We start from the raw sequence: 18,713 nt of genomic DNA, 5'->3' as shown, positions 1-18,713 counted from the left end.
GATATGGCGTAAACAATTCCCAATCGCTAAGAACGAGTTGATGAAAATCAACTTTTTGTGTTTGTTACAACTATCAAAATTGGCCAATTTTGAAGCTAAAAATCTATAAAGTAAAGGGAAGTGAAGTAAAAGATAAATGGATAAAGGAAAGATAAAAGCATTTCACTACAGTTCAATGCAAAGAAAATATCTATATAACTTCAGAAAAAAGAATCAATACACGATGTTGCAAGTGTCTGAGATGATTGAAATGAGTAGAAATTATTATGAAATGATTGAAAACGGTAGAAAAGGACAAAGGTTATCCTTAAAGACTGCGTATAAGTTTGCGACCTTACTATCAATTGATCTACAAGATTTGTACAATTTAGAAGAAAAATATCTAGAGGACCAATTGAATGATTAAAGCCCATCCTTTAGAACCGTTGATCGAACTGTTTTGTGAAAACCTAGATATCAAGAAGAATAGTGTCAATAGCTATAAGGCTTTACTACTACGTTATGTTCGCTATTTAAAAAGGCATAACATCCAATACGCAAAGCGTTCTGACATCATTGATTACAGAGAACAAATGTGGGAAGAAGGATTAAGAGCCAATACAATCCAAAAACAAATCGTAGTCATCCGAAATTTTTATCAATGGTTGAAAGTCAATCAAAGACAGTATGAATTTGAGGATGTTTATCAGTTTAATATTGCAGAGAAAATAAAAGGCGCAAAGATTGATCGTAATTACAAGAAAGAACCTCTTAATAAAGAACAAGCCCTTAAACTGATAGAAGTTGCTAAACAAAGTAAAACCGATATAAGAGGCTATCGTAATTATGCAATTATTCTTTTGATGATTATTACAGGTGTTCGTTCTATCGAAGTTGTAAGAGCAACAAAAGCAGACCTATCGAAGCTCTTTAAGTATTCGATTCTATATGTCCACGGTAAAGGAAAAGATGGTGCAGATACCTTTGTAAAGTTATCTGCAGAAGTAACCGATGCGTTAAATGATTATCTAAACCGTAGAAGAGATAATTCCAGGTATTTGTTTGTTACTCATGGAGAAACATCTAGTTGCCAGCAGTTATCATCAAATACATTAAGAAGGTTTATTACGATTTTGATGAAAGAAGCTGGTATCTATAATGCAAAACATACACCGCATTCGTTAAGACATACAACTGCTTATTTAAATCTACAAGCGGGTGGAACACTAGAATCCACTCAACAACTATTAAGACACAAGAATATCGAAACGACTTTGATTTATGCGCATAACATCAACCGCATCAACGATGATTCAGAGTTTCGTATCAATAATTATCTATTTGATGAAGAGGAGGAGGAAAACAAATGACAAAAGAAGATATCACTCATTATACAATTAATGAGGTTGCTATTAGTTTACGTGTCACACCAAGAACAATTTACACCTACATTAGTATAGGTAAACTTAATGGAGTCAAAATTGCTAATAAATGGCGTTTCTCAAAAAAACAAATTGATGATTTCTTAAAACAGTTATCAGAAGTGGAGTATCCACGTTATGTCAAAAAGTAGTCTTGGATTAGATTTCTTCAATTTAGATGTCAATATCTTTAGTGATGCAAAAATCATTAAACTGATGCATCGGTATGGACCGCTCGGGTTTATGTCTTATTTACTTGTGCTCACTAATGTTTTTATGAATGGCTATTACCTTGAAGCATCCACAACAGATCTCTCTTATATTCTTCTTAATGGTATTGGTGGGAAATACATCAATGGAAAAAATAAACTCCAAGAAATCATTTTATATTTAGCTTACATTGATTTGATTGATAAGGATCTATTAAATCAAAACATCATTACTTCCAAAGGCATCCAAAAGAGGTTCCTAGTAGCGACAAGAAGTCGTAAAAATCAAGATTTATCGAAGTATTGGTTAATAGATGAACCAGAAACTCCCAATGAAATCATTGAAGAAGTAAAAAAAGACCAACAGAAGAAACCAAAGAAACAAAAGATACAAGAGCGAAGGATTAAAGACATCAATGAACATGCGCCTAAAAAACATTACCTAACAAGTTGTTTGATCGAATACCGCTATATTAATGAGTACTCCTTAGACATCTATAAATACAATGAACTCTTTGAAGACCTATTACATAGTTATGATGGGGATTTGTTATATAGGGCAGTCAGGTACTTGTGCAATTATGCATCAAGATCAAATACGAAGATTGATGATCGTTATAAATTTTTTGAAACGTCAATAACCAATAATTTAGAAATCTTAACAAAACAACATAGTAACACATCATTAGAAGATCTATTTAAATCACTACTTAATTCTTAAAAATGTGGTGTCACTAATAGATGTGAATGTCAGTGATATGAGAGATATTTCATAGTAATGACCATGCGAAAACATATGCCTTAGTGCATGGTATTGAACAAGCATTTTTATGAGGAAACAAGGATTTCATGAAATGTATAACACCACCCTATAAAAAGTGAGTTAAAACAGATATCCATAGAAACTTGGATTTATACTGGTAAACAATTACAGTTTTTACTTGCTTTGTAGAATGATTATAAAAATTAATGTGTTAAGTAAAATCAAGGAGGAATAGAGATGCAAGTAAGAGATTACCTGAGCAGATACTACTACACAAAACAAAAGATTAAACTGATGCAAGAAGAAACAGAGGAATTCATACGGTTAGCAAACTCGATTCCTGGAATAAGCTTTGATCAGATACGTGTAGATGGTACAAAAAGCTTAAAGGCACCATTTGAAAAATGGATACAAAAAACATTGGAAAACGAACAACTGATTACACAAATGAAAAGAAAGCTTCCAAACATTAAAGGAGAGATCATTTGTGTGATTGATCAACTCGAAGATTCGAAATTAAAAATGCTTCTGATCTATCGGTATATCGATTGGTTAAGCTGGAGTGAAATTGCAAAAAACCTGGTCTACTCATCAGCGACAGTAAGGCGATGGCATGTAAAAGCACTAGCACAAATCGTTCTTCCTAAAAAAAGGCAAGATTGAGCAGGGATGACAAATTGTGAAACTGTCAAGGGTGTGATAGTATTATAATAAGAAAAGTGTAAACATATGGAATACTGGCTATGAGACCAGCCTAGAAACAAGAAGAATTCATTGAAATGAGTTCTTTTTTTGTTTTTGCAGAGATACTTGTAGTATTTCAACTGTGGATTATTTTAGTTTATAAACAGTTGGAGTGATTTGAAGTGAAAGGAAAAATGCTTGATACATATGAGCGCTGGAAAGAATCTGGACATCTAGAGACGAAATTAAAAGCAATCTCAGAAATGACGTCAAAAAGAGCTACTCAAAGACAAGTTGCTGAATACTTAGGTGTTTCTGAAAAAACGATTATCAAATTGAGAAAAGTGCATCAAAGATTAGATGACGCTTTTCAATTTGGCGATGAAGAATTAAAACAAAATCTTATTGACGCTATTTATCAACGAGCAATAGGTTTTGAATATGAAGAAACACAAACTGTGATTGAGGAAACAAAAACGGGAACTAAAAAACGAATTACAAAGTTCAAGAAACAATCACTACCAGATATATCAGCAATTAAATATTTACTCATTACAAAGTTTGGCATTGAGTATAACGAAAAGAAAGTAGAAATAGAACTTATGGCTAAGCGCATAGAAAATGGCGAGGAGGTTTGGATGAATGAATATCGTGATGAAGAAAGTCTCATTACTCCAAGAGTACGAAAACAATCCAAGAAATAATGATGAAGCAATAAAAGCAGTAGCTAACTCAATTAAGGAGTTTGGTTTTAAAGTTCCGATTGTCATTACAAGTGATAATGTCATTATAGCCGGACACACACGCTTAAAAGCTTCTGTGTCACTTGGCTTAGAAGAAGTGCCATGCATAATCGCAGATGATTTAAATGAGGCACAAATCAAAGCTTTTCGCTTAGCGGATAATAAAACAGCTGAACTTGCAACTTGGGATTTTTCAAAACTGGAAGAGGAGCTTTCCTTTATTAATATGGATATGCTTCAGTTTGGATTTGAGGAATTAGAAGAATTACTTCCAGATAATGCTTCTGATGATGATTTCGATATAGAAGATGAGATTCCAGAAGTTCCATTCAGCGAACTAGGGGATGTTTATATCCTTGGGAATCATAGAGTCATGTGTGGAGATTCAACAAAAAGCGAAGATGTAAATAAGTTAGTAGATAACCAAACGATGGATATGGTCTTTACAGATCCACCTTACAACGTTGACTATGAAGGAACTGCTGGTAAAATCAAAAACGATAAGATGGGAGATAATAACTTCTATCTTTTTTTATACAATGCATATAAAAATATGTATGATAATTTAAAACCAGGTGGAGCAATCTATGTTTGTCATGCGGCAACAGAACTCAAGAATTTTTTATTATCGTATCTTGAAGCGGGTTTTAAGTACGCACAACAAATAATATGGGAAAAGAATGCATTAGTACTCGGAAGACAAGACTATCATTGGAGACATGAACCTATTCTTTATGGCTGGAGAGAAGGTGCAGCTCATTTCTTTGTTGATGATAGAACTCAAGACACAATTTGGAACTATAACAAACCTAGGAAGAGTGAAGAACATCCCACAATGAAACCTTTAGAGCTTGTTGGAAAAGCAATCGCAAACTCCAGCAGAAGACATGAAACAATTCTAGATCTATTTGGTGGTTCTGGTTCAACATTAATCGCAGCTGATCAACTTGATCGTAAAAGCTGCTTAATGGAACTCGATGAAAGATTTGTTGATGTCATCGTCAAAAGATATATCAGACATAGTGAATCGATAGAAGATTGCTATTTAATCCGAAACGGAAAAAGGTCTCCATTGAGCCATTATGAATTGTTTGAGAATTTGTTACTATAGTGAAAATATAACTTGCTATTTAGTGCCTTTAGAGTGATATATAGAGTAACAAAATTATACTAAAGGAGACTAAAAGAATGTTCAAAGAGTTTAATGCACATCCAAAAGGAATCAAAACAGGAGATTGTGTTGTTAGAGCAATCGCAACAGCAACCAATAAAGATTACTTAGAATGTCGAAGAGAATTAAATCAAAAGAAACGCGAGCTAGGATTTTCCGGATACAAAGACACACTGTTTTTGTATAAGTATTTAGAGAGTAATCCAAGACTGATATTCAAAGCAGTAAAAGGTGAACCAAGAATTAAAGGATCTGATTTTACAGAACTACATCCAAAGGGAACTTACATCTTAAAAATGGCTGGACACATTACAGCTTGCATCGATGGAGTGATTCTTGATACATGGGATTGTACTTATAGATCAGTTTATACAGCATGGGAGATTACACAATGAAAGCAAACTTTATTAGAAAAGCAGTGAACTATGAACTCATTCCACAAGATGAGTTTGTGATTGAAAAAGAAGTATTGATTGAACCGGACTTATTTGAAACCTTCATCAAGAATCCATTAGACGTTTATGATTTCATTAAAGAAAACATTGAATTAATGTATTGCGATAAAGATGGAACATTCCATTGCATCTTGGTGACATCAGAACAGCATGACTTTGGAATCCTTGTTGAAAGCGAAGGATATCATTACGCAAGGTACACAGCATATTTGCCAAAAACATCAATTAGGAGCTAAGGCTCCTTTTTTCGTTATATAAAAAGGAGAGTGAAGATATGCAAATAGTAACAAGCGAATCAGTATTTAGCGGACATCCTGATAAAGTATGTGATCAAATCAGTGATGCAATTTTAGATGCAATATTAGAACAAGATAAGAATGCAAGAGTAGCTGTTGAAACAGCAATCAAAGATGATTTGATTTTTGTATTCGGTGAAGTAACAACTACTGCGATTGTCAATTATTCTCAAATAGCAAAAGATACAATAAAACAGATTGGTTATGATGAGAAGTTTGTTGTATTAGAAAAGATAAGTAAGCAGTCGCCAAATATTGCACTTGGTGTTGATTCAAGCGACAGCAAAGAACAAGGTGCAGGTGATCAAGGGATCATGTTTGGTTATGCTTGTAATGAAACACAAGAATTCATGCCACTACCAATCATGTACGCACATCAAATATCAAAAGAAGTAGACAAGATTCGAAAAGAAAAATACTCTCACATCTTTGGTCCTGATGGTAAATGCCAGGTGTCTGTAGGTTATGAAGATGGAAAACCAATCAAAGTACAAACCATTGTTGTATCTGCACAAACAAAACCAGGTCTTGATAGAGAGTTTATTGAAGATATCATAATCAATGAAGTATTAACTAAAATTTTTGATTTTGATACATTAGTTGAAGCAGATATTCTCATAAATCCTACTGGAGAGTTTGTAATAGGTGGACCATATGCTGATTCAGGATTAACTGGTAGAAAAATTATTGTTGACACTTATGGTGGCTATGCAAGACATGGTGGAGGCGCTTTCTCTGGCAAGGACGTAAGCAAGGTTGATCGCAGTGCGGCTTATTATGCCAGATACGTTGCAAAAGCCGTTGTAGGGGCAGGTTTGGCCACACATTGCGAAGTTAGCTTAGGATATGTAATAGGAGTAGCAAAGCCAGTTAGTGTACTTGTCAATACATTTGATACTGGCGTTACAGATGATGAAGAAATCACATCATTAGTTAATTATGTTTTTAACTTTAAACCTGAAAATATAAGAAAAGAACTTGAATTGGATAAAGTCAAGTTCAAAGAGTTAGCTGCTTATGGACACTTCGGTAGAGAAGATCTTCCAGTTCGCTGGGAACACGTAGATGATAAGATTAATCAATTGAGAGAACTATATGCGAAAACCTAAGGTAATCCACAATTTTTACAAGTCAAGTGTCTGGGCAGTAGCAAGAGAAATCAAGATTCGTGAAGCCAACGGACTATGTGAACGCTGTGGTAAACTAGGTGAAGAAGTTCATCATAAGAAACGATTAACAATTGATAATGTCAGAGATGCTTCTATTAGTATTAATCAAGAAAACTTAGAATTTTTATGTAAGGATTGTCATAACAAAGAACATAAGAGATTTAGTCCAACAATAGAATTTGATTCAAATGGTGATATGATTCGTAAATAAGCCTCGTTTTTATAATTCATTTTTGGTATAATTATAAAAAAGGTTGTGATAATATGAGTGATTATGAATTTAATGTGTGGAAGAATAATGTGTCAAATGAGTTTATGAAAATGGGTGTTAAGTTCTTTAAGACGTCAAAAATGTTGTTTGAAAAAATGATTAATGAACCAACACCAAAGCACTTAGATCAATTGATATTTCCATGTTTGTATTCTTTCAGACATAGTTTAGAATTAATATTAAAACATGTCCTAATTGATGAGTGTAGTGAAAAAGAAGATGTTTTAGCAATGTTGAAAACAAATAAACATAATTTACTTAGTTTATTTGCAGAGTCGAAACATATTATAGTCTGCAGTAAAGTCGACATCGATGAATTTGATAAACTGATTGACTATATTAACAAGATTGATCCGTTTTCAGACTATTTTAGATATCCATTTGGATTATACGGTGATTATAATTTTGAGAATCAAATATGGATTGATCTAAATAAACTTTATAACTCTTTTGAGATTGCGAACTCTTTGTTTGACTTGATAATCAATGACAATAAACCTAAATTTAAAGGGAATTCTAAACCAGTTTATTTTGTATCTGAAACCCAGGTAAAATATAGTACTTTTTCTACAATTGGGACAGGTGGTCTATCTAAAAGTTTTAGATATCAAATGAATGGTTTTAATCAAGCTGCTGAGTTCTTAATGGAGTATGATGATTACTATATTCAAAGATTGTATTTTGAAAGATTATCAATTGAATTAGTACTCAAAGATATTATCTTTTACATTATGAATGAAGAATCATTTAAAATATTTAGAAAGAAAACGCACTCTATTATTGGCTTGTGGAACAAAGTTATTTCAATTTTAGATGAGCTGAAAGCTGGTGCTGGTTCGACTGAGGAATTATCAGATGTAGATGAACTAAAAAATATAAAAGGGGTGCTCGAAAAAATTCATGAGCAAGATTTGAACTCAGACCAGTTCAGGTACCCAATAACGAATGATGGTAATTTAAATCTTTCCATCATTGAAGAAGATATAGAGGATTTATTTGATAAGGGAAGTCTTTTTGGGAGATTAGAAAAGTATGACAATGCAGTTCTTGCAAGTGACCTAAATAACAAAGGGATGTCGCTTTATGACTATTTAATGGAATTGTAATCCCCCCATCTTCATCAAAAATTATATCAAAGGGTACCGCGCTAGGGGACAATTAATATTCGCAAGGCAGTATTTTTGAAAATCCGGAAATGGAAGGAAAAATTATGAAATACTATGATAATGTGTTGAAATCTATAGATTTTTATATGCAAGATAAAGATTTGAACAATGCGTTTTTTATTAACGGAAAATGGGGTAGTGGTAAATCTTATTTTGTCAAAAATGTATTAACTAGCCATATGAGTACACAATATGATCACAAGGTAATCTATATTTCTCTTTATGGAGTAGTAAATGTCGATGAAATAGCGAAACAAATATATTCAAAATTGATTGCTGAAAATAGAATTAATAAAAACAGGAACAGATTCCCATTTAAATCTAAGAGTATTGCTACTGAATATGCAAAAGATACTGCCATTGCAACCGCTAAAAATTTAATTCCAATGTTACTATCTAAAGTTTACATAACTATGCCTAAAATTGAGGATTATTGGAAATACATAACCTTACAAAAAATCATACTTATATTTGATGATTTGGAACGTTCAAGAATTGATACTATTGAACTTATGGGTTGTATAAATAATTTTGTTGAAGAATATGGCATTAAAACGATTGTTGTAGGGAATGAAGATGAAATTAAAAAAAGATTTTTTGTTGATAATTTCGTAGAAAAGGTAGAAGTAGTTAAGGATTTAAAGCTGCCAATTATTGATGATGAGGAGAAAGATAAATATCGTTCAATTTTATTTAAAGAATCTGAAGTTAAAGAAATATTTGATGCTGGTTTAATTACGACAAACTTAAATACTATTTCAAAGAAAATTGAGTATTTATTTTCTACATATGAAAAGTACGATAAAATCAAAGAGAAACTAATTGGATATACTTTTGAATTTGCACCTCCGATCAAAGAGTTGTTTTATGTACTTGCTGGAAATGATATTATTAAAAGAAATATAGATTTCATTGAAAGAATTTACACTGAAAGAAATTGTAGCAATTTAAGAACCTTCATTTTTTCAAAGCATGCTTTTAATCAACTCTATGATACTATATCTGAACTTGACTTAAAGAATTTTGATGATTTGATTGACATTATTGTTGAAAATACATTTTATTGTTCACTCGAATTGAAAAACCCAGTTGATAAATTGAATGAAAATCCTTATAGAGTATTTAATAGTACCAATGAAAATGTTCCTCAATCAGTAGTAAATAGTATAAATGAGATTATTAGAGAATATCTAAATACGTTAGAATTAGATTATGAAGTGTTTGCATTGCAACTTTTTGATTTTGATAGTTTGATTTCCGAGTTCAGAAATGAGATAGAAAATAGCCTAAAACAATTACAAACATATTGGTTAGATAAGGAAGATGAATATATTGAGAGTTCACTAAGAGAAATACTAGAAATGTTAAAAAACAACACTTTAAACATTCAAAGTTATCCGACTCTATTGTCTTATATATATTTATATAATGATATATTCAATGAAACTAAAATTGATATAGGTGAAATCATCAAACTTATGATTTCTAATATAAATAAATACAAAGAAAAGGTTGCACAAGATTTTGGAGTAAATTTGCATATTTCATATTGGCCAGAAAATAAAGAAGAGATGAGTAGAAATCTAGATATATTACACGAGGAGGTTGAAAATCATAATTTGAGTATTACAGATCAATCTATTAATTCTTTCTTCAAGAACGTCAAATGGTCTGCTGAATTTCTTGGTAATTTGAGAGATGAAGAAAAAAAATGGAAATTTACGACTGAAAAAAATTTCGTCTCACTAATTGATGTTGATCAGTTAGCAAATCTAATTATTGCTGGTACAGCAGAAGATTTATCAAATGTCTATCAAGCATTTAAGTTTGTGTATAGCTTTTCAAATTTGAATGAATTTTTTCAGAACGATATTGATAATCTAGTTAAATTAAAGAAGAATTTATCTGAAGGTGTATCTAAAGTAAAATCAAATATTTTGGTATACTCAATGAAAAAATTCATTTCATATTTAGAAGAAAAAATTAATATAATTAGTGAAAATAAACAAATAAATGGAACTTAATATTGAATATAAGCGACTTAAGTCGCTTTTTTCTTTGGTTGATGAATCAAAGAAAGAACTAGTAGATAATTTGATATATCAAGCTGCATTCATGAAAGTGGAACTTGATAAACTTCAAGAACAAATTAGAAAGTTTGGAGCAGTTCAAATATCAACTAAAGGTTCTCAACGACAAACTGAAGCTGCCAAGTATTATACAAAACTTGTGAATTCTTATGGAACCGTAATCAAAACCTTAAATACTATTCTAGGAACACAAGTAGATGATGGAGAAGATGCATTTGATGAATTTCTTAAGAGAGCTAGTGAATGAACTATCTAGTTGAATATTATCAAGAAATAGAGAATGGGGATATTCTTGTTGGTGAAGAACTCAAAAAACAGCTTGATGATTTAGTAAAAGATCTTGATAACCCTAAATACATATTTGATATGAAACCAGGAGATTTAAGAATAAGCTTCATTGAGACATTTTGCAAGCATACAAAATCACCATTTAATGGGATGCCATTTATTCTTGAGTTATGGGAAAAAGCAATTATTCAAACTGCATATGGATTCAAAATGGCTGATACTGGACTTAGAAGATTTAATGAAGTTATATTGTTGATCGCTAGAAAGAATGGTAAGACCACCTTTGTTGCCGGATTAGATATTGCTGAGTTCTTTCTTTCAAGAGGTGGAGTAGACATTATCTGTGCTTCTAATACAACAGAACAAGCAAACATTCTTTTTGAAGAAATTAATAATATGCGAGAGCAATCTCCATCATTATCAAAGGAAACAAGAAGCAAGAAAAACATCTTTTACATCTATTCTCCAAAAACGAAAAACAAGATCAAGAAATTATCAGCTCAATCTAGAAATAAAGATGGATATAACATCGAAGTGGGATGTATTGATGAAGTTCATGAAATGACAGATTCAAAAGTCTATGATGCGATCAAACAATCGCAATCTACAAAGAAAGAACCTCTAATATTTATCATAACCACCGAAGGGACAACAGTCGGTGGTTTTTTAGATAGTAAACTTGATTATAGTCGTAAGATGCTTAAAGGTGAGATACAAGATGAAAGAGTTCTTCCCTGGCTTTATACGCAAGACTCAGTAAACGAGATATACGAGGATAAAAAGACATGGCAGAAATCAAATCCTAGTATAGGAGTTGTAAAGTTAAATAGCTACCTAGAAGATGTAATGAATAAATCAAAACATGACTTATCAACTAGAGTAACAATGCTTTGTAAAGACTATAATATTAAACAAGCAGATTCTGGTTCTTGGTTAAATTTTGATGATTTGAACAATGATGAAACCTATAATATCGATGATCTAAGAGATAGCTATGCAATTGGTGGTGTTGATTTATCTTCAACAACAGATCTTACCGCAGCAATTCTTGTAATTCAGAAAAAAGACAGCAATAAGAAGTTCGTGTTAGCACATTTCTTTATGCCAAGTGAAGTTTTGCAAAAAAGAATAACTGAAGATAATGTTCCTTATGATATTTGGGTAAAAAGGGGACTGGTTACTTTAACAGAGGGAAGCCAAAATGATTTTAGTTTAGTTACTCAATGGTTCATGAAGATAATACAGACATATGGTATCAGACCTTTATGGGTTGGATTTGATCCTTGGAATTCACAGTACTGGATAAAAGAAATGGAAGACCTAGGATTCAATATGGAAAAAGTAAGACAAGGAATCTATTCTCTCTCTGAACCAATGAAGCAACTTGAAGCAGATCTCAAAAACAGCCTTGTAATTTATAACAATAATCCCATTTTAAAATGGTGTCTTGCAAACACTCAAGCCAAAGTAGACTTGAATGGTAACATTCAACCATCAAAGCTAAATTCAAAATACAAGCGTATTGATGGAACAGTTGCATTAATAATTGCATATGTTGTTTTAAACAGATATAAAATTGATTATGAGAATATGTTATAATTTACTTAAGAATGTTAAAGGTAGGTATAAATATGAAGAATAAATCAAATTTGAATACTGAGGTTAAGATTACAAATCAAGATATTGATAATTTTCTAAAAAATGTATTTACATATCAAATTAGTATGTTGGCAGAAGCAACTATCGGGTTTTTGATTCAAAATATTTTGAATAGATATTCATCAAAAACAGAGAATTATGCAGTATACCATTCACAGATTTATTTTGAACATCTGCATATTACCCTCTACAAATTATTGTTAGATAATTCAGGGAAATCCTCATTGAACATTCAAAAATTATTCAGACTAATACTTGATAATAATTATAAGCCAGAGTTAGCTGATGGAGTTAAAAAAACACGTATTGAATTTAATAAAAATATTCTAGGTAAATATAATAAGATTTTGGAACATGTCAGAAAATTTAGAAATAAACTAAACGCACATATTGTAACAGTTCCAATTACAGAAAAACCAAAATTAAAAGATGATTCCATTGATTTGGCTAACGACCTAATACCATTAGTTCAAGATACTGTAAAATATTATATTGAACTTTTAGAGATATTTGGTTTTAAGCATACACTAAACGAGTATCTGGATATAGATTTTTTAGTTAAAGACAGAATAAATAAATTGATAGGGTCAAGATAATATAGAATGTGGTGATTATATGGCGATATTTAAACGAAAAAGCAAAACCGGATCATTCGATGCACTCCAGTTAATAAGTAATCTTAATACATTTTATACACCATTTGGAAACAATATATCAAATAGTGATGTGGTTAAGATATGTATTGATCGAGTGGCTAGCCAGTGCGCAAAACTAAAACCAAGATTTATAAAAACTGAAAACGATAAGACAGTAACCGAGAAGAAAGGTCGACTGTCTTTTCTTTTGAAATATAAACCGAATGAAATTATGACTCCTTATGATTTTATCTATAAAACAATTACGTTGTTGCTACTGAATGATAATGCATTTATCTATCCTAAATTTGATAAACAAACTGGAGGGCTTAAAGGTGTCTATCCATTAAGGCCAGTGACAGTTGAGATGATTGTTGACACATCGGATGCTTATTTCATTAAGTTTCTGTTTGATAATGGAGAGTCGTATACTTTGCCATATGATAATATAATCCACTTGCGAAGACATTATGGACAAAATGATATCTTTGGTGGAACAGGATCATCGGGTGATCATGAAGCGATCCTTAAAACAATCTCAATCAACGATAGTTTACTCCAAGGAATAGATAATGCGATTAAGTCATCTATGCAGATCCGTGGAATCATCAAGATGAATGGGATGTTATCAGAAGTAGATAAGAAGAAACAACGAGAATTATTTGATGCTGCATTATCTGAATCAATGAATGTCAAAGGAAGTTCTATTATTCCAATAGATCTTAAATCAGAATATATTCCTTTGAACGTGGATCCAAAGCTTATCGAAAAGGAAACACTTGAATTTTTACAGTCAAAGATCTTAGATTACTTTGGAGTATCTGTTCCAATATTTACAAGCAAATATACAGAAGAAGAATTCAACTCATTTTACGAATCAACCATTGAGCCTCTTGCTATTCAATTAAGCGAGGCTTTTTCTTTAGGATTACTTACAGATAATCAAATAGAACGTGGAGAAGAAATCATCTTCTTTAGTGAAAGACTTCAATATGCATCATGGAATACTAAAGTAACTGCTATTGAAAAATTGATGAGTTTAGGAATCATGTCACTCAATGAATCAAGAGCTTTGCTAGGATTAGAACCTATTGAAGGTGGAAACAAACGACTTCAATCATTAAACTTTGTCGATGCCGATAAAGCAAATCAATATCAAGTAGGAACGGAGGAATCTAAAGATGAAAATAACAGTTAATGGAAAGATATCTGAAGATGCACTTAAGGTCGTCTTGGAGACACAAAAACAAAAGACAATTATCATTGATGATTATTGTAAAAAGGAAAAGCTAGAGTCTTTATTCTATAAGGACTCTGAGCTTGAATATGAATATCAAAAGACTGATAAACAACCAGTCACCAAATCAAAGAAAGTAGAGGTCAGAAATGATGATCAAGGAAACTAGGCTCGCAGATGTTACCCTTCATGAGGAAGATGACAAAATGATCTTGGAAGGTTATGCACTAGTCTTTAATAACGAAACTCTGATAGGTGATGAAGAATATGGCTTCATAGAACAAATTGATTCTAGAGCACTAAGTGATACTAAAATGAAGGATGTTCCTATGAAATACAATCATATGGACTCCTTTTTAATTATTGCCAGAACCAAGAACCAATCCTTATCGCTAACCGTAGATAATATTGGTTTAAAAGTTCGTGCTGAATTACTCGATACCAATACGAACCAAGACATCTACAAGATGGTCAGAAGTGGATTGCTAGATAAAATGAGTTTTGCTTTTACTGTTGATGAACAAGTATGGAATCGTGAAGGTAGAATACCAAAAAGGACTATTACAAAGATAGAACGCTTGTATGATGTGTCGGTTGTGGATACACCGGCATATGATGCAACTAGTATATATGCTCGTTCTTTAGAATCTATGGAATTAGAACTAAAGGCTATGGAGTTAGAAGAGCAAGAAAAAAAATCAATTATTATTAAAAAACGTATTAAAATTAAAACACGAATTTAAAAAGGAGAATAACGATGAATTTAGAATTAAGAAGAAAAGAAATCGAATCAAGACTGACTGAAATCAGAGGTCTTGTTGATAACGAAACAGAGATTACCAAACTTGAAACACTAGAAACTGAAACAACTGTGCTTCAAGAAGAACGTGGTGTGATTGATAAGAAAATGGCAATCGCAACTAAAACAGAAATAAAACCGATTGTAATCGATAACAGAAATAAAATCGATAAAGAGAAACTAGAACAGCGTGGGGCTAGTTTACGTGAAAATCGTGTTATCCAAGTATCAAGTGAAGAGATTTTATTAACCGAACACACAGCTTCTGGATTAGCACCTATTCCATTTGCTCAAGTATCAACGCTTGTGGATCGCGTCAATGTGATCAATCTAAATGGTGGAGAAACTTACAAAAAATCATTTGTTAAAAGCAATGGCATTGCTGGAACGACACTTGAAGGACAACCTTATAGTGAAACTGAACCTGCATTTGGATATTTAACGATTTCTAAAGTAAAGATTACTGCTTATACAGAAATTACTGAAGAGTTAGAAAAACTGCCTTCTATTCCTTACCAAGCAGAAGTATTACGTAATATCAATATTTCACTCAAAAAGAAAATCAGTGAACAAATCTTACGTGGTGCAGGAACAACCAATACATTCACTGGAATCTTTAGTGATGCAGCCGTTGCACTTGCAGATAAAGCAGCACTTGAAATTGAAGCGATCACTGATCAAACACTTGATGACATCGTCTTTGCCTATGGTGGAGATGAAGAAATCGAAGGTGGTGCAGTTCTTATCTTAAATAAGAATGACTTACGCGCATTTGCAGGACTTAAGACTCAAGAAGGTCGCAAAGTTCATACCATCGATTATGTGAGCAAAACAATCGATGGGATTCCTTATATCATCAACTCACATTGTAAAGCGGTCTCTGACAGCAATACTGCAGCTGGTGAATATGTTATTGCCTATGGTGCACTTAAGAACTATGAAGTGCCTGTGTTCTCATCAGTTGAAATTGGCAAATCAACAGATTACAAATTTAAAGATGGAATCATCAGCTACAAAGCATCAGTATTCACGGGTGGTAACGTAGTGGGCTATAACGGATTCCTACGTATCAAAAAGAAAGCTGTTATCTAATAACAGTAGATAGTTAAATAGGGTAAGAAAGGATTGATCTCATGGCGATATTAGACATTGTTAAAAAAGCACTACTCATCCCCCTGTCAGAATCATATGCTGACGATGAGTTATCAACTCACATTAGTAGCTGCAAAGCATATCTGATAAGTTGTGGGATTGATCCTTCTTATATTAATGACGAATCGAATCCAATGGTTAGCACGGTGATTATTATTTATGTGAAGACATTTTTTGGCTTCAAAAATGATGGAAGTGCAAAAGAACTACCAAAGACATTTGATATGTTGGTCGGTCAAATTGCATTAACAAAGGGAGCACAAGAAAATGTATCCTAATTCACCAAATATCAGATTAAAATTGCTAACCATGGATTTGGTTCAAAATTCTATTGGATCTTCAACCTATCAACTTCAACATTCAAAAGAAGTGATAGGTATCAATTTTAGTATTACATCAAATGAATATTATGAGAGTAAGCGATCAAACATCAAGATTGATATTGCACTCAAGATTCAAAGTTTCTTATATGACAACAGTAAATATGCAGATATTTCTGATGTCATATACAAGATTGAACGAACCTATCAGATAGGACAGTTTATTGAACTCTATTTGAATAAAACGAAAATCAGAAAGAGTGATGTCATTGGTTACGCTTGATGATTTAGGTGCTGCTATATCTAGTATGGTAGATGACTATGCACAAGAAATTATTGTGAAGCTCGAAAAACGACTGGATGAAACAGCACAGGAAATTGTGAAGTACATTAAAACGCACGCGCCAAGAAGTGGTGGTTCAAAACCATTTGCTGATTCTTTTATTGCTGAACCTCAAGGTAGCGGAATCAATAAGACAATCTTTATCTTTTCTAATAAAAAAGGGAAACTGACACACTTACTTGAATTTGGGTTTACACATCGCAGTGGAAAATATGTAGGACCAAGACCATTTATGCGGCCAGCCTATGATTTGCTAACTCCTAAAATGTTAGAAGATATTAAAAGAATTATTGAAAAAGGTGATGTTTAGTGCAGGAAAAATTAGAAGCTTTATTTGATACTTTGAATTCTGTTTTACCTGGTAAGGTATCTTATGGAACCAGAGATGGATTAGAAGAAGATCGAAATTACATCATCTATCAAGAATTAAGTAATCGAGCGATAGTCTATGCTGATGATCGAGTGGTTGCGAAAGTAGCAACCTTTCAAGTTAGTTTAATTACTGAAAAGAAGAATTTAGGTTTAGAGGAACAATTAGAAGCGTCCCTATATTTTATGGGATATGAATTTGAATTATTATCTGAATTTGTCAATGAAGACAGTTCAGTCAACAGAGTATATGAAATCAAACAGGAGGTTTTTTAAATGAGCAATAAAGTTACATTTGGTTTAACAAACGTTCACTATGCGCTCGCTACACAAGCAGAAGATGGTAGTTGGACATTTGCACCACCTAAACGCTTAGAAGGAGCACAAGAGATTACGACTGAAGCAATCGGTGGTAGCACACAAGTGTATGCTGATGATAAAGTCATCGCGACCTTGGTATCAAATTCAGGTACAACAGTCACACTAAAATTTACAGAAATCGATGATGTATTTAAAAAGGACATCTTTGGTGTATTAGAAGATGTTAATGGAAACCTAGTAGAGGTAGTAAATAGTGAAACAAAGACATTTGCTTTAGGATATGAAATTCAAGGTGATATCAAAGCTAGACGCATTTGGTATTTTTTATGTACAGCGACGCCATCAGGTGATGCAAGTAAATCTAAAGCGGATTCCATTGAGGCAAACTCAATCACACTAAACATTACAGCTAGACCAATTGAATCCGGAAATAATTTGATTCTCAGAGTTATTGCAGGCGTAGGGGATACAAACTATCCATCTTTTCTTACGACTACACCAGGATTACCAACATTCATTTAAGGAGAGAACATGGAAAGAACACTTAAACTAGGCGATAAAGATTATCGCCTTCATTCGTCACTATTTACGATCATTGATTATCGTAACGTATTTTCTACAGAATTGTTCAGCGATATAAAAAAAATAGAAAAATCAAGCATAAAAAAGGAAGATGATCTATCAACAGTAATTGATACCATCTTTCGAATCATCTATGTGTTAAACAGACCTTTCAGCAAACAATCTTACAATGACTTTTTAATGTCATTGGATTTTTCTTTATTAAGCAATCAAGATGAATTAGAAAATCTGACGAATGCGATAGGTGAAATGCTAGGTACATTTCAGAAAAGACCCACACCCAAGCAACCCACAAAAAAATGATGATGTAAACATAACAGCAAACATTATATTCAATCTCGCTCATTTAAATATTTCTATTGAAGGCACAAAAAACTTTGATCTAGCAACTTACTTCGATATTGTAGAGCTTGAAATGAATGTAAATAATGGCAAACAATCAAATAAAAGAGCAACACAAAGTGATATTGATAGGTACTTATTGTAGATACCTAAGAGATATGATAAAATAAAAACACTTCTAATGGCTACTAAGAGTAGCGGAGGTGATTTATAGATGAAGAAATTTAAAAATTTCATTTATACTGCAGG

The 18,713-nt window shown here is 32.4% G+C and carries 26 protein-coding genes; all 26 read left to right on the top strand.

Going from position 1 to position 18,713, the window contains the following annotated elements; genetic code table 11:
• Positions 1-136: 136 nt before the first annotated feature.
• The gene (locus MPAN_RS05230) at positions 137-406 is read left to right on the top strand and encodes a helix-turn-helix transcriptional regulator (protein ID WP_176239604.1); all 270 of its coding nucleotides are present in this window, start codon (positions 137-139) and stop codon (positions 404-406) included.
• The gene (locus MPAN_RS05225) at positions 399-1,349 is read left to right on the top strand and encodes a tyrosine-type recombinase/integrase (protein ID WP_231756738.1); all 951 of its coding nucleotides are present in this window, start codon (positions 399-401) and stop codon (positions 1,347-1,349) included. The genes MPAN_RS05230 and MPAN_RS05225 overlap by 8 nt, the downstream gene beginning before the upstream one ends.
• On the top strand, positions 1,346-1,552 hold the full coding sequence (locus MPAN_RS05220; protein ID WP_176239602.1) for a helix-turn-helix domain-containing protein: 207 nt from the start codon (positions 1,346-1,348) through the stop codon (positions 1,550-1,552). Before MPAN_RS05225 ends, MPAN_RS05220 begins: the two co-directional genes overlap by 4 nt.
• Positions 1,539-2,330: a Lin1244/Lin1753 domain-containing protein gene (locus MPAN_RS05215; RefSeq protein ID WP_176239601.1), complete on the top strand. Its 792-nt coding sequence runs from the start codon at positions 1,539-1,541 to the stop codon at positions 2,328-2,330. Before MPAN_RS05220 ends, MPAN_RS05215 begins: the two co-directional genes overlap by 14 nt.
• Before the next feature lie 279 nt (positions 2,331-2,609).
• A complete protein-coding gene (locus MPAN_RS05210; RefSeq protein ID WP_176239600.1) occupies positions 2,610-3,035 on the top strand; it encodes an RNA polymerase sigma factor sigma-70 region 4 domain-containing protein in 426 nt (141 codons plus the stop codon).
• Between the two features lie 203 nt (positions 3,036-3,238).
• On the top strand, positions 3,239-3,760 hold the full coding sequence (locus MPAN_RS05205) for a hypothetical protein (RefSeq protein ID WP_176239599.1): 522 nt from the start codon (positions 3,239-3,241) through the stop codon (positions 3,758-3,760).
• Entirely contained in the window at positions 3,699-4,910 is a 1,212-nt protein-coding gene (locus tag MPAN_RS05200; RefSeq protein WP_176239598.1) for a DNA modification methylase, read from the top strand. The genes MPAN_RS05205 and MPAN_RS05200 overlap by 62 nt, the downstream gene beginning before the upstream one ends.
• A gap of 77 nt (positions 4,911-4,987) precedes the next feature.
• A complete protein-coding gene (locus MPAN_RS05195; RefSeq protein ID WP_176239597.1) occupies positions 4,988-5,365 on the top strand; it encodes a hypothetical protein in 378 nt (125 codons plus the stop codon).
• Entirely contained in the window at positions 5,362-5,661 is a 300-nt protein-coding gene (locus MPAN_RS05190; protein ID WP_176239596.1) for a DUF6329 domain-containing protein, read from the top strand. Before MPAN_RS05195 ends, MPAN_RS05190 begins: the two co-directional genes overlap by 4 nt.
• Positions 5,662-5,699: 38 nt before the next feature.
• Positions 5,700-6,830, top strand: a complete 1,131-nt coding sequence (metK, locus tag MPAN_RS05185; protein ID WP_176239595.1) for a methionine adenosyltransferase — start codon at positions 5,700-5,702, stop codon at positions 6,828-6,830.
• Positions 6,817-7,101, top strand: coding sequence for an HNH endonuclease (locus MPAN_RS05180; RefSeq protein ID WP_176239594.1), 285 nt, complete (start codon positions 6,817-6,819; stop codon positions 7,099-7,101). Before metK ends, MPAN_RS05180 begins: the two co-directional genes overlap by 14 nt.
• Before the next feature lie 53 nt (positions 7,102-7,154).
• Positions 7,155-8,267: a hypothetical protein gene (locus tag MPAN_RS05175; protein WP_176239593.1), complete on the top strand. Its 1,113-nt coding sequence runs from the start codon at positions 7,155-7,157 to the stop codon at positions 8,265-8,267.
• Positions 8,268-8,371: 104 nt separating this feature from the next.
• Positions 8,372-10,351, top strand: a complete 1,980-nt coding sequence (locus MPAN_RS05170; RefSeq protein WP_176239592.1) for a P-loop NTPase fold protein — start codon at positions 8,372-8,374, stop codon at positions 10,349-10,351.
• Complete coding sequence (locus MPAN_RS05165) at positions 10,341-10,664, top strand: hypothetical protein (RefSeq protein ID WP_176239591.1); 324 nt, start codon at positions 10,341-10,343, stop codon at positions 10,662-10,664. The genes MPAN_RS05170 and MPAN_RS05165 overlap by 11 nt, the downstream gene beginning before the upstream one ends.
• Positions 10,661-12,304, top strand: coding sequence for a terminase large subunit (locus MPAN_RS05160; RefSeq protein ID WP_176239590.1), 1,644 nt, complete (start codon positions 10,661-10,663; stop codon positions 12,302-12,304). Before MPAN_RS05165 ends, MPAN_RS05160 begins: the two co-directional genes overlap by 4 nt.
• 32 nt (positions 12,305-12,336) lie before the next feature.
• Complete coding sequence (locus MPAN_RS05155; RefSeq protein WP_176239589.1) at positions 12,337-12,960, top strand: AbiU2 domain-containing protein; 624 nt, start codon at positions 12,337-12,339, stop codon at positions 12,958-12,960.
• Positions 12,961-12,979: 19 nt separating this feature from the next.
• A complete protein-coding gene (locus MPAN_RS05150) occupies positions 12,980-14,197 on the top strand; it encodes a phage portal protein (protein ID WP_176239588.1) in 1,218 nt (405 codons plus the stop codon).
• Entirely contained in the window at positions 14,181-14,405 is a 225-nt protein-coding gene (locus MPAN_RS05145) for a hypothetical protein (RefSeq protein ID WP_176239587.1), read from the top strand. Before MPAN_RS05150 ends, MPAN_RS05145 begins: the two co-directional genes overlap by 17 nt.
• Positions 14,386-14,979: an HK97 family phage prohead protease gene (locus tag MPAN_RS05140; protein WP_176239586.1), complete on the top strand. Its 594-nt coding sequence runs from the start codon at positions 14,386-14,388 to the stop codon at positions 14,977-14,979. Before MPAN_RS05145 ends, MPAN_RS05140 begins: the two co-directional genes overlap by 20 nt.
• A gap of 14 nt (positions 14,980-14,993) precedes the next feature.
• Positions 14,994-16,127, top strand: coding sequence for a phage major capsid protein (locus MPAN_RS05135; RefSeq protein ID WP_176239585.1), 1,134 nt, complete (start codon positions 14,994-14,996; stop codon positions 16,125-16,127).
• Between the two features lie 41 nt (positions 16,128-16,168).
• Positions 16,169-16,465, top strand: a complete 297-nt coding sequence (locus tag MPAN_RS05130; RefSeq protein WP_176239584.1) for a phage head-tail connector protein — start codon at positions 16,169-16,171, stop codon at positions 16,463-16,465.
• Positions 16,455-16,790 (top strand): hypothetical protein, encoded by a 336-nt coding sequence (locus tag MPAN_RS05125; protein WP_176239583.1) that lies wholly within the window; start codon positions 16,455-16,457, stop codon positions 16,788-16,790. Before MPAN_RS05130 ends, MPAN_RS05125 begins: the two co-directional genes overlap by 11 nt.
• Positions 16,771-17,160 carry an HK97 gp10 family phage protein gene (locus tag MPAN_RS05120; protein WP_176239582.1) on the top strand — a complete coding sequence of 130 codons (390 nt, stop codon included), beginning with the start codon at positions 16,771-16,773 and terminating at the stop codon, positions 17,158-17,160. The genes MPAN_RS05125 and MPAN_RS05120 overlap by 20 nt, the downstream gene beginning before the upstream one ends.
• The gene (locus MPAN_RS05115; RefSeq protein WP_176239581.1) at positions 17,160-17,495 is read left to right on the top strand and encodes a hypothetical protein; all 336 of its coding nucleotides are present in this window, start codon (positions 17,160-17,162) and stop codon (positions 17,493-17,495) included. The genes MPAN_RS05120 and MPAN_RS05115 overlap by 1 nt, the downstream gene beginning before the upstream one ends.
• Entirely contained in the window at positions 17,496-18,062 is a 567-nt protein-coding gene (locus MPAN_RS05110) for a major tail protein (RefSeq protein WP_176239580.1), read from the top strand.
• A gap of 9 nt (positions 18,063-18,071) precedes the next feature.
• Positions 18,072-18,425 (top strand): hypothetical protein, encoded by a 354-nt coding sequence (locus MPAN_RS05105; RefSeq protein ID WP_176239579.1) that lies wholly within the window; start codon positions 18,072-18,074, stop codon positions 18,423-18,425.
• The last annotated feature ends 288 nt before the right edge of the window (positions 18,426-18,713 follow it).

Source organism: Mariniplasma anaerobium (assembly GCF_016865445.1).
Taxonomy (GTDB): Bacteria; Bacillota_I; Bacilli_A; order Acholeplasmatales; family Acholeplasmataceae; genus Mariniplasma; species Mariniplasma anaerobium.
This window is presented reverse-complemented; position numbering and strand designations above follow the sequence as displayed.

What these genes read in the sequence shown, in the direction of transcription:
- MPAN_RS05230 (WP_176239604.1), top strand. Translation starts at nt 137, where the DNA reads ATGGATAAAGGAAAGATAAAAGCATTTCACTACAGTTCAATGCAAAGA.
- MPAN_RS05225 (WP_231756738.1), top strand. Translation starts at nt 399, where the DNA reads ATGATTAAAGCCCATCCTTTAGAACCGTTGATCGAACTGTTTTGTGAA.
- MPAN_RS05220 (WP_176239602.1), top strand. Translation starts at nt 1,346, where the DNA reads ATGACAAAAGAAGATATCACTCATTATACAATTAATGAGGTTGCTATT.
- MPAN_RS05215 (WP_176239601.1), top strand. Translation starts at nt 1,539, where the DNA reads ATGTCAAAAAGTAGTCTTGGATTAGATTTCTTCAATTTAGATGTCAAT.
- MPAN_RS05210 (WP_176239600.1), top strand. Translation starts at nt 2,610, where the DNA reads ATGCAAGTAAGAGATTACCTGAGCAGATACTACTACACAAAACAAAAG.
- MPAN_RS05200 (WP_176239598.1), top strand. Translation starts at nt 3,699, where the DNA reads ATGAATATCGTGATGAAGAAAGTCTCATTACTCCAAGAGTACGAAAAC.
- MPAN_RS05195 (WP_176239597.1), top strand. Translation starts at nt 4,988, where the DNA reads ATGTTCAAAGAGTTTAATGCACATCCAAAAGGAATCAAAACAGGAGAT.
- MPAN_RS05190 (WP_176239596.1), top strand. Translation starts at nt 5,362, where the DNA reads ATGAAAGCAAACTTTATTAGAAAAGCAGTGAACTATGAACTCATTCCA.
- metK (WP_176239595.1), top strand. Translation starts at nt 5,700, where the DNA reads ATGCAAATAGTAACAAGCGAATCAGTATTTAGCGGACATCCTGATAAA.
- MPAN_RS05180 (WP_176239594.1), top strand. Translation starts at nt 6,817, where the DNA reads ATGCGAAAACCTAAGGTAATCCACAATTTTTACAAGTCAAGTGTCTGG.
- MPAN_RS05175 (WP_176239593.1), top strand. Translation starts at nt 7,155, where the DNA reads ATGAGTGATTATGAATTTAATGTGTGGAAGAATAATGTGTCAAATGAG.
- MPAN_RS05170 (WP_176239592.1), top strand. Translation starts at nt 8,372, where the DNA reads ATGAAATACTATGATAATGTGTTGAAATCTATAGATTTTTATATGCAA.
- MPAN_RS05165 (WP_176239591.1), top strand. Translation starts at nt 10,341, where the DNA reads ATGGAACTTAATATTGAATATAAGCGACTTAAGTCGCTTTTTTCTTTG.
- MPAN_RS05160 (WP_176239590.1), top strand. Translation starts at nt 10,661, where the DNA reads ATGAACTATCTAGTTGAATATTATCAAGAAATAGAGAATGGGGATATT.
- MPAN_RS05155 (WP_176239589.1), top strand. Translation starts at nt 12,337, where the DNA reads ATGAAGAATAAATCAAATTTGAATACTGAGGTTAAGATTACAAATCAA.
- MPAN_RS05150 (WP_176239588.1), top strand. Translation starts at nt 12,980, where the DNA reads ATGGCGATATTTAAACGAAAAAGCAAAACCGGATCATTCGATGCACTC.
- MPAN_RS05145 (WP_176239587.1), top strand. Translation starts at nt 14,181, where the DNA reads ATGAAAATAACAGTTAATGGAAAGATATCTGAAGATGCACTTAAGGTC.
- MPAN_RS05140 (WP_176239586.1), top strand. Translation starts at nt 14,386, where the DNA reads ATGATGATCAAGGAAACTAGGCTCGCAGATGTTACCCTTCATGAGGAA.
- MPAN_RS05135 (WP_176239585.1), top strand. Translation starts at nt 14,994, where the DNA reads ATGAATTTAGAATTAAGAAGAAAAGAAATCGAATCAAGACTGACTGAA.
- MPAN_RS05130 (WP_176239584.1), top strand. Translation starts at nt 16,169, where the DNA reads ATGGCGATATTAGACATTGTTAAAAAAGCACTACTCATCCCCCTGTCA.
- MPAN_RS05125 (WP_176239583.1), top strand. Translation starts at nt 16,455, where the DNA reads ATGTATCCTAATTCACCAAATATCAGATTAAAATTGCTAACCATGGAT.
- MPAN_RS05120 (WP_176239582.1), top strand. Translation starts at nt 16,771, where the DNA reads ATGTCATTGGTTACGCTTGATGATTTAGGTGCTGCTATATCTAGTATG.
- MPAN_RS05110 (WP_176239580.1), top strand. Translation starts at nt 17,496, where the DNA reads ATGAGCAATAAAGTTACATTTGGTTTAACAAACGTTCACTATGCGCTC.
- MPAN_RS05105 (WP_176239579.1), top strand. Translation starts at nt 18,072, where the DNA reads ATGGAAAGAACACTTAAACTAGGCGATAAAGATTATCGCCTTCATTCG.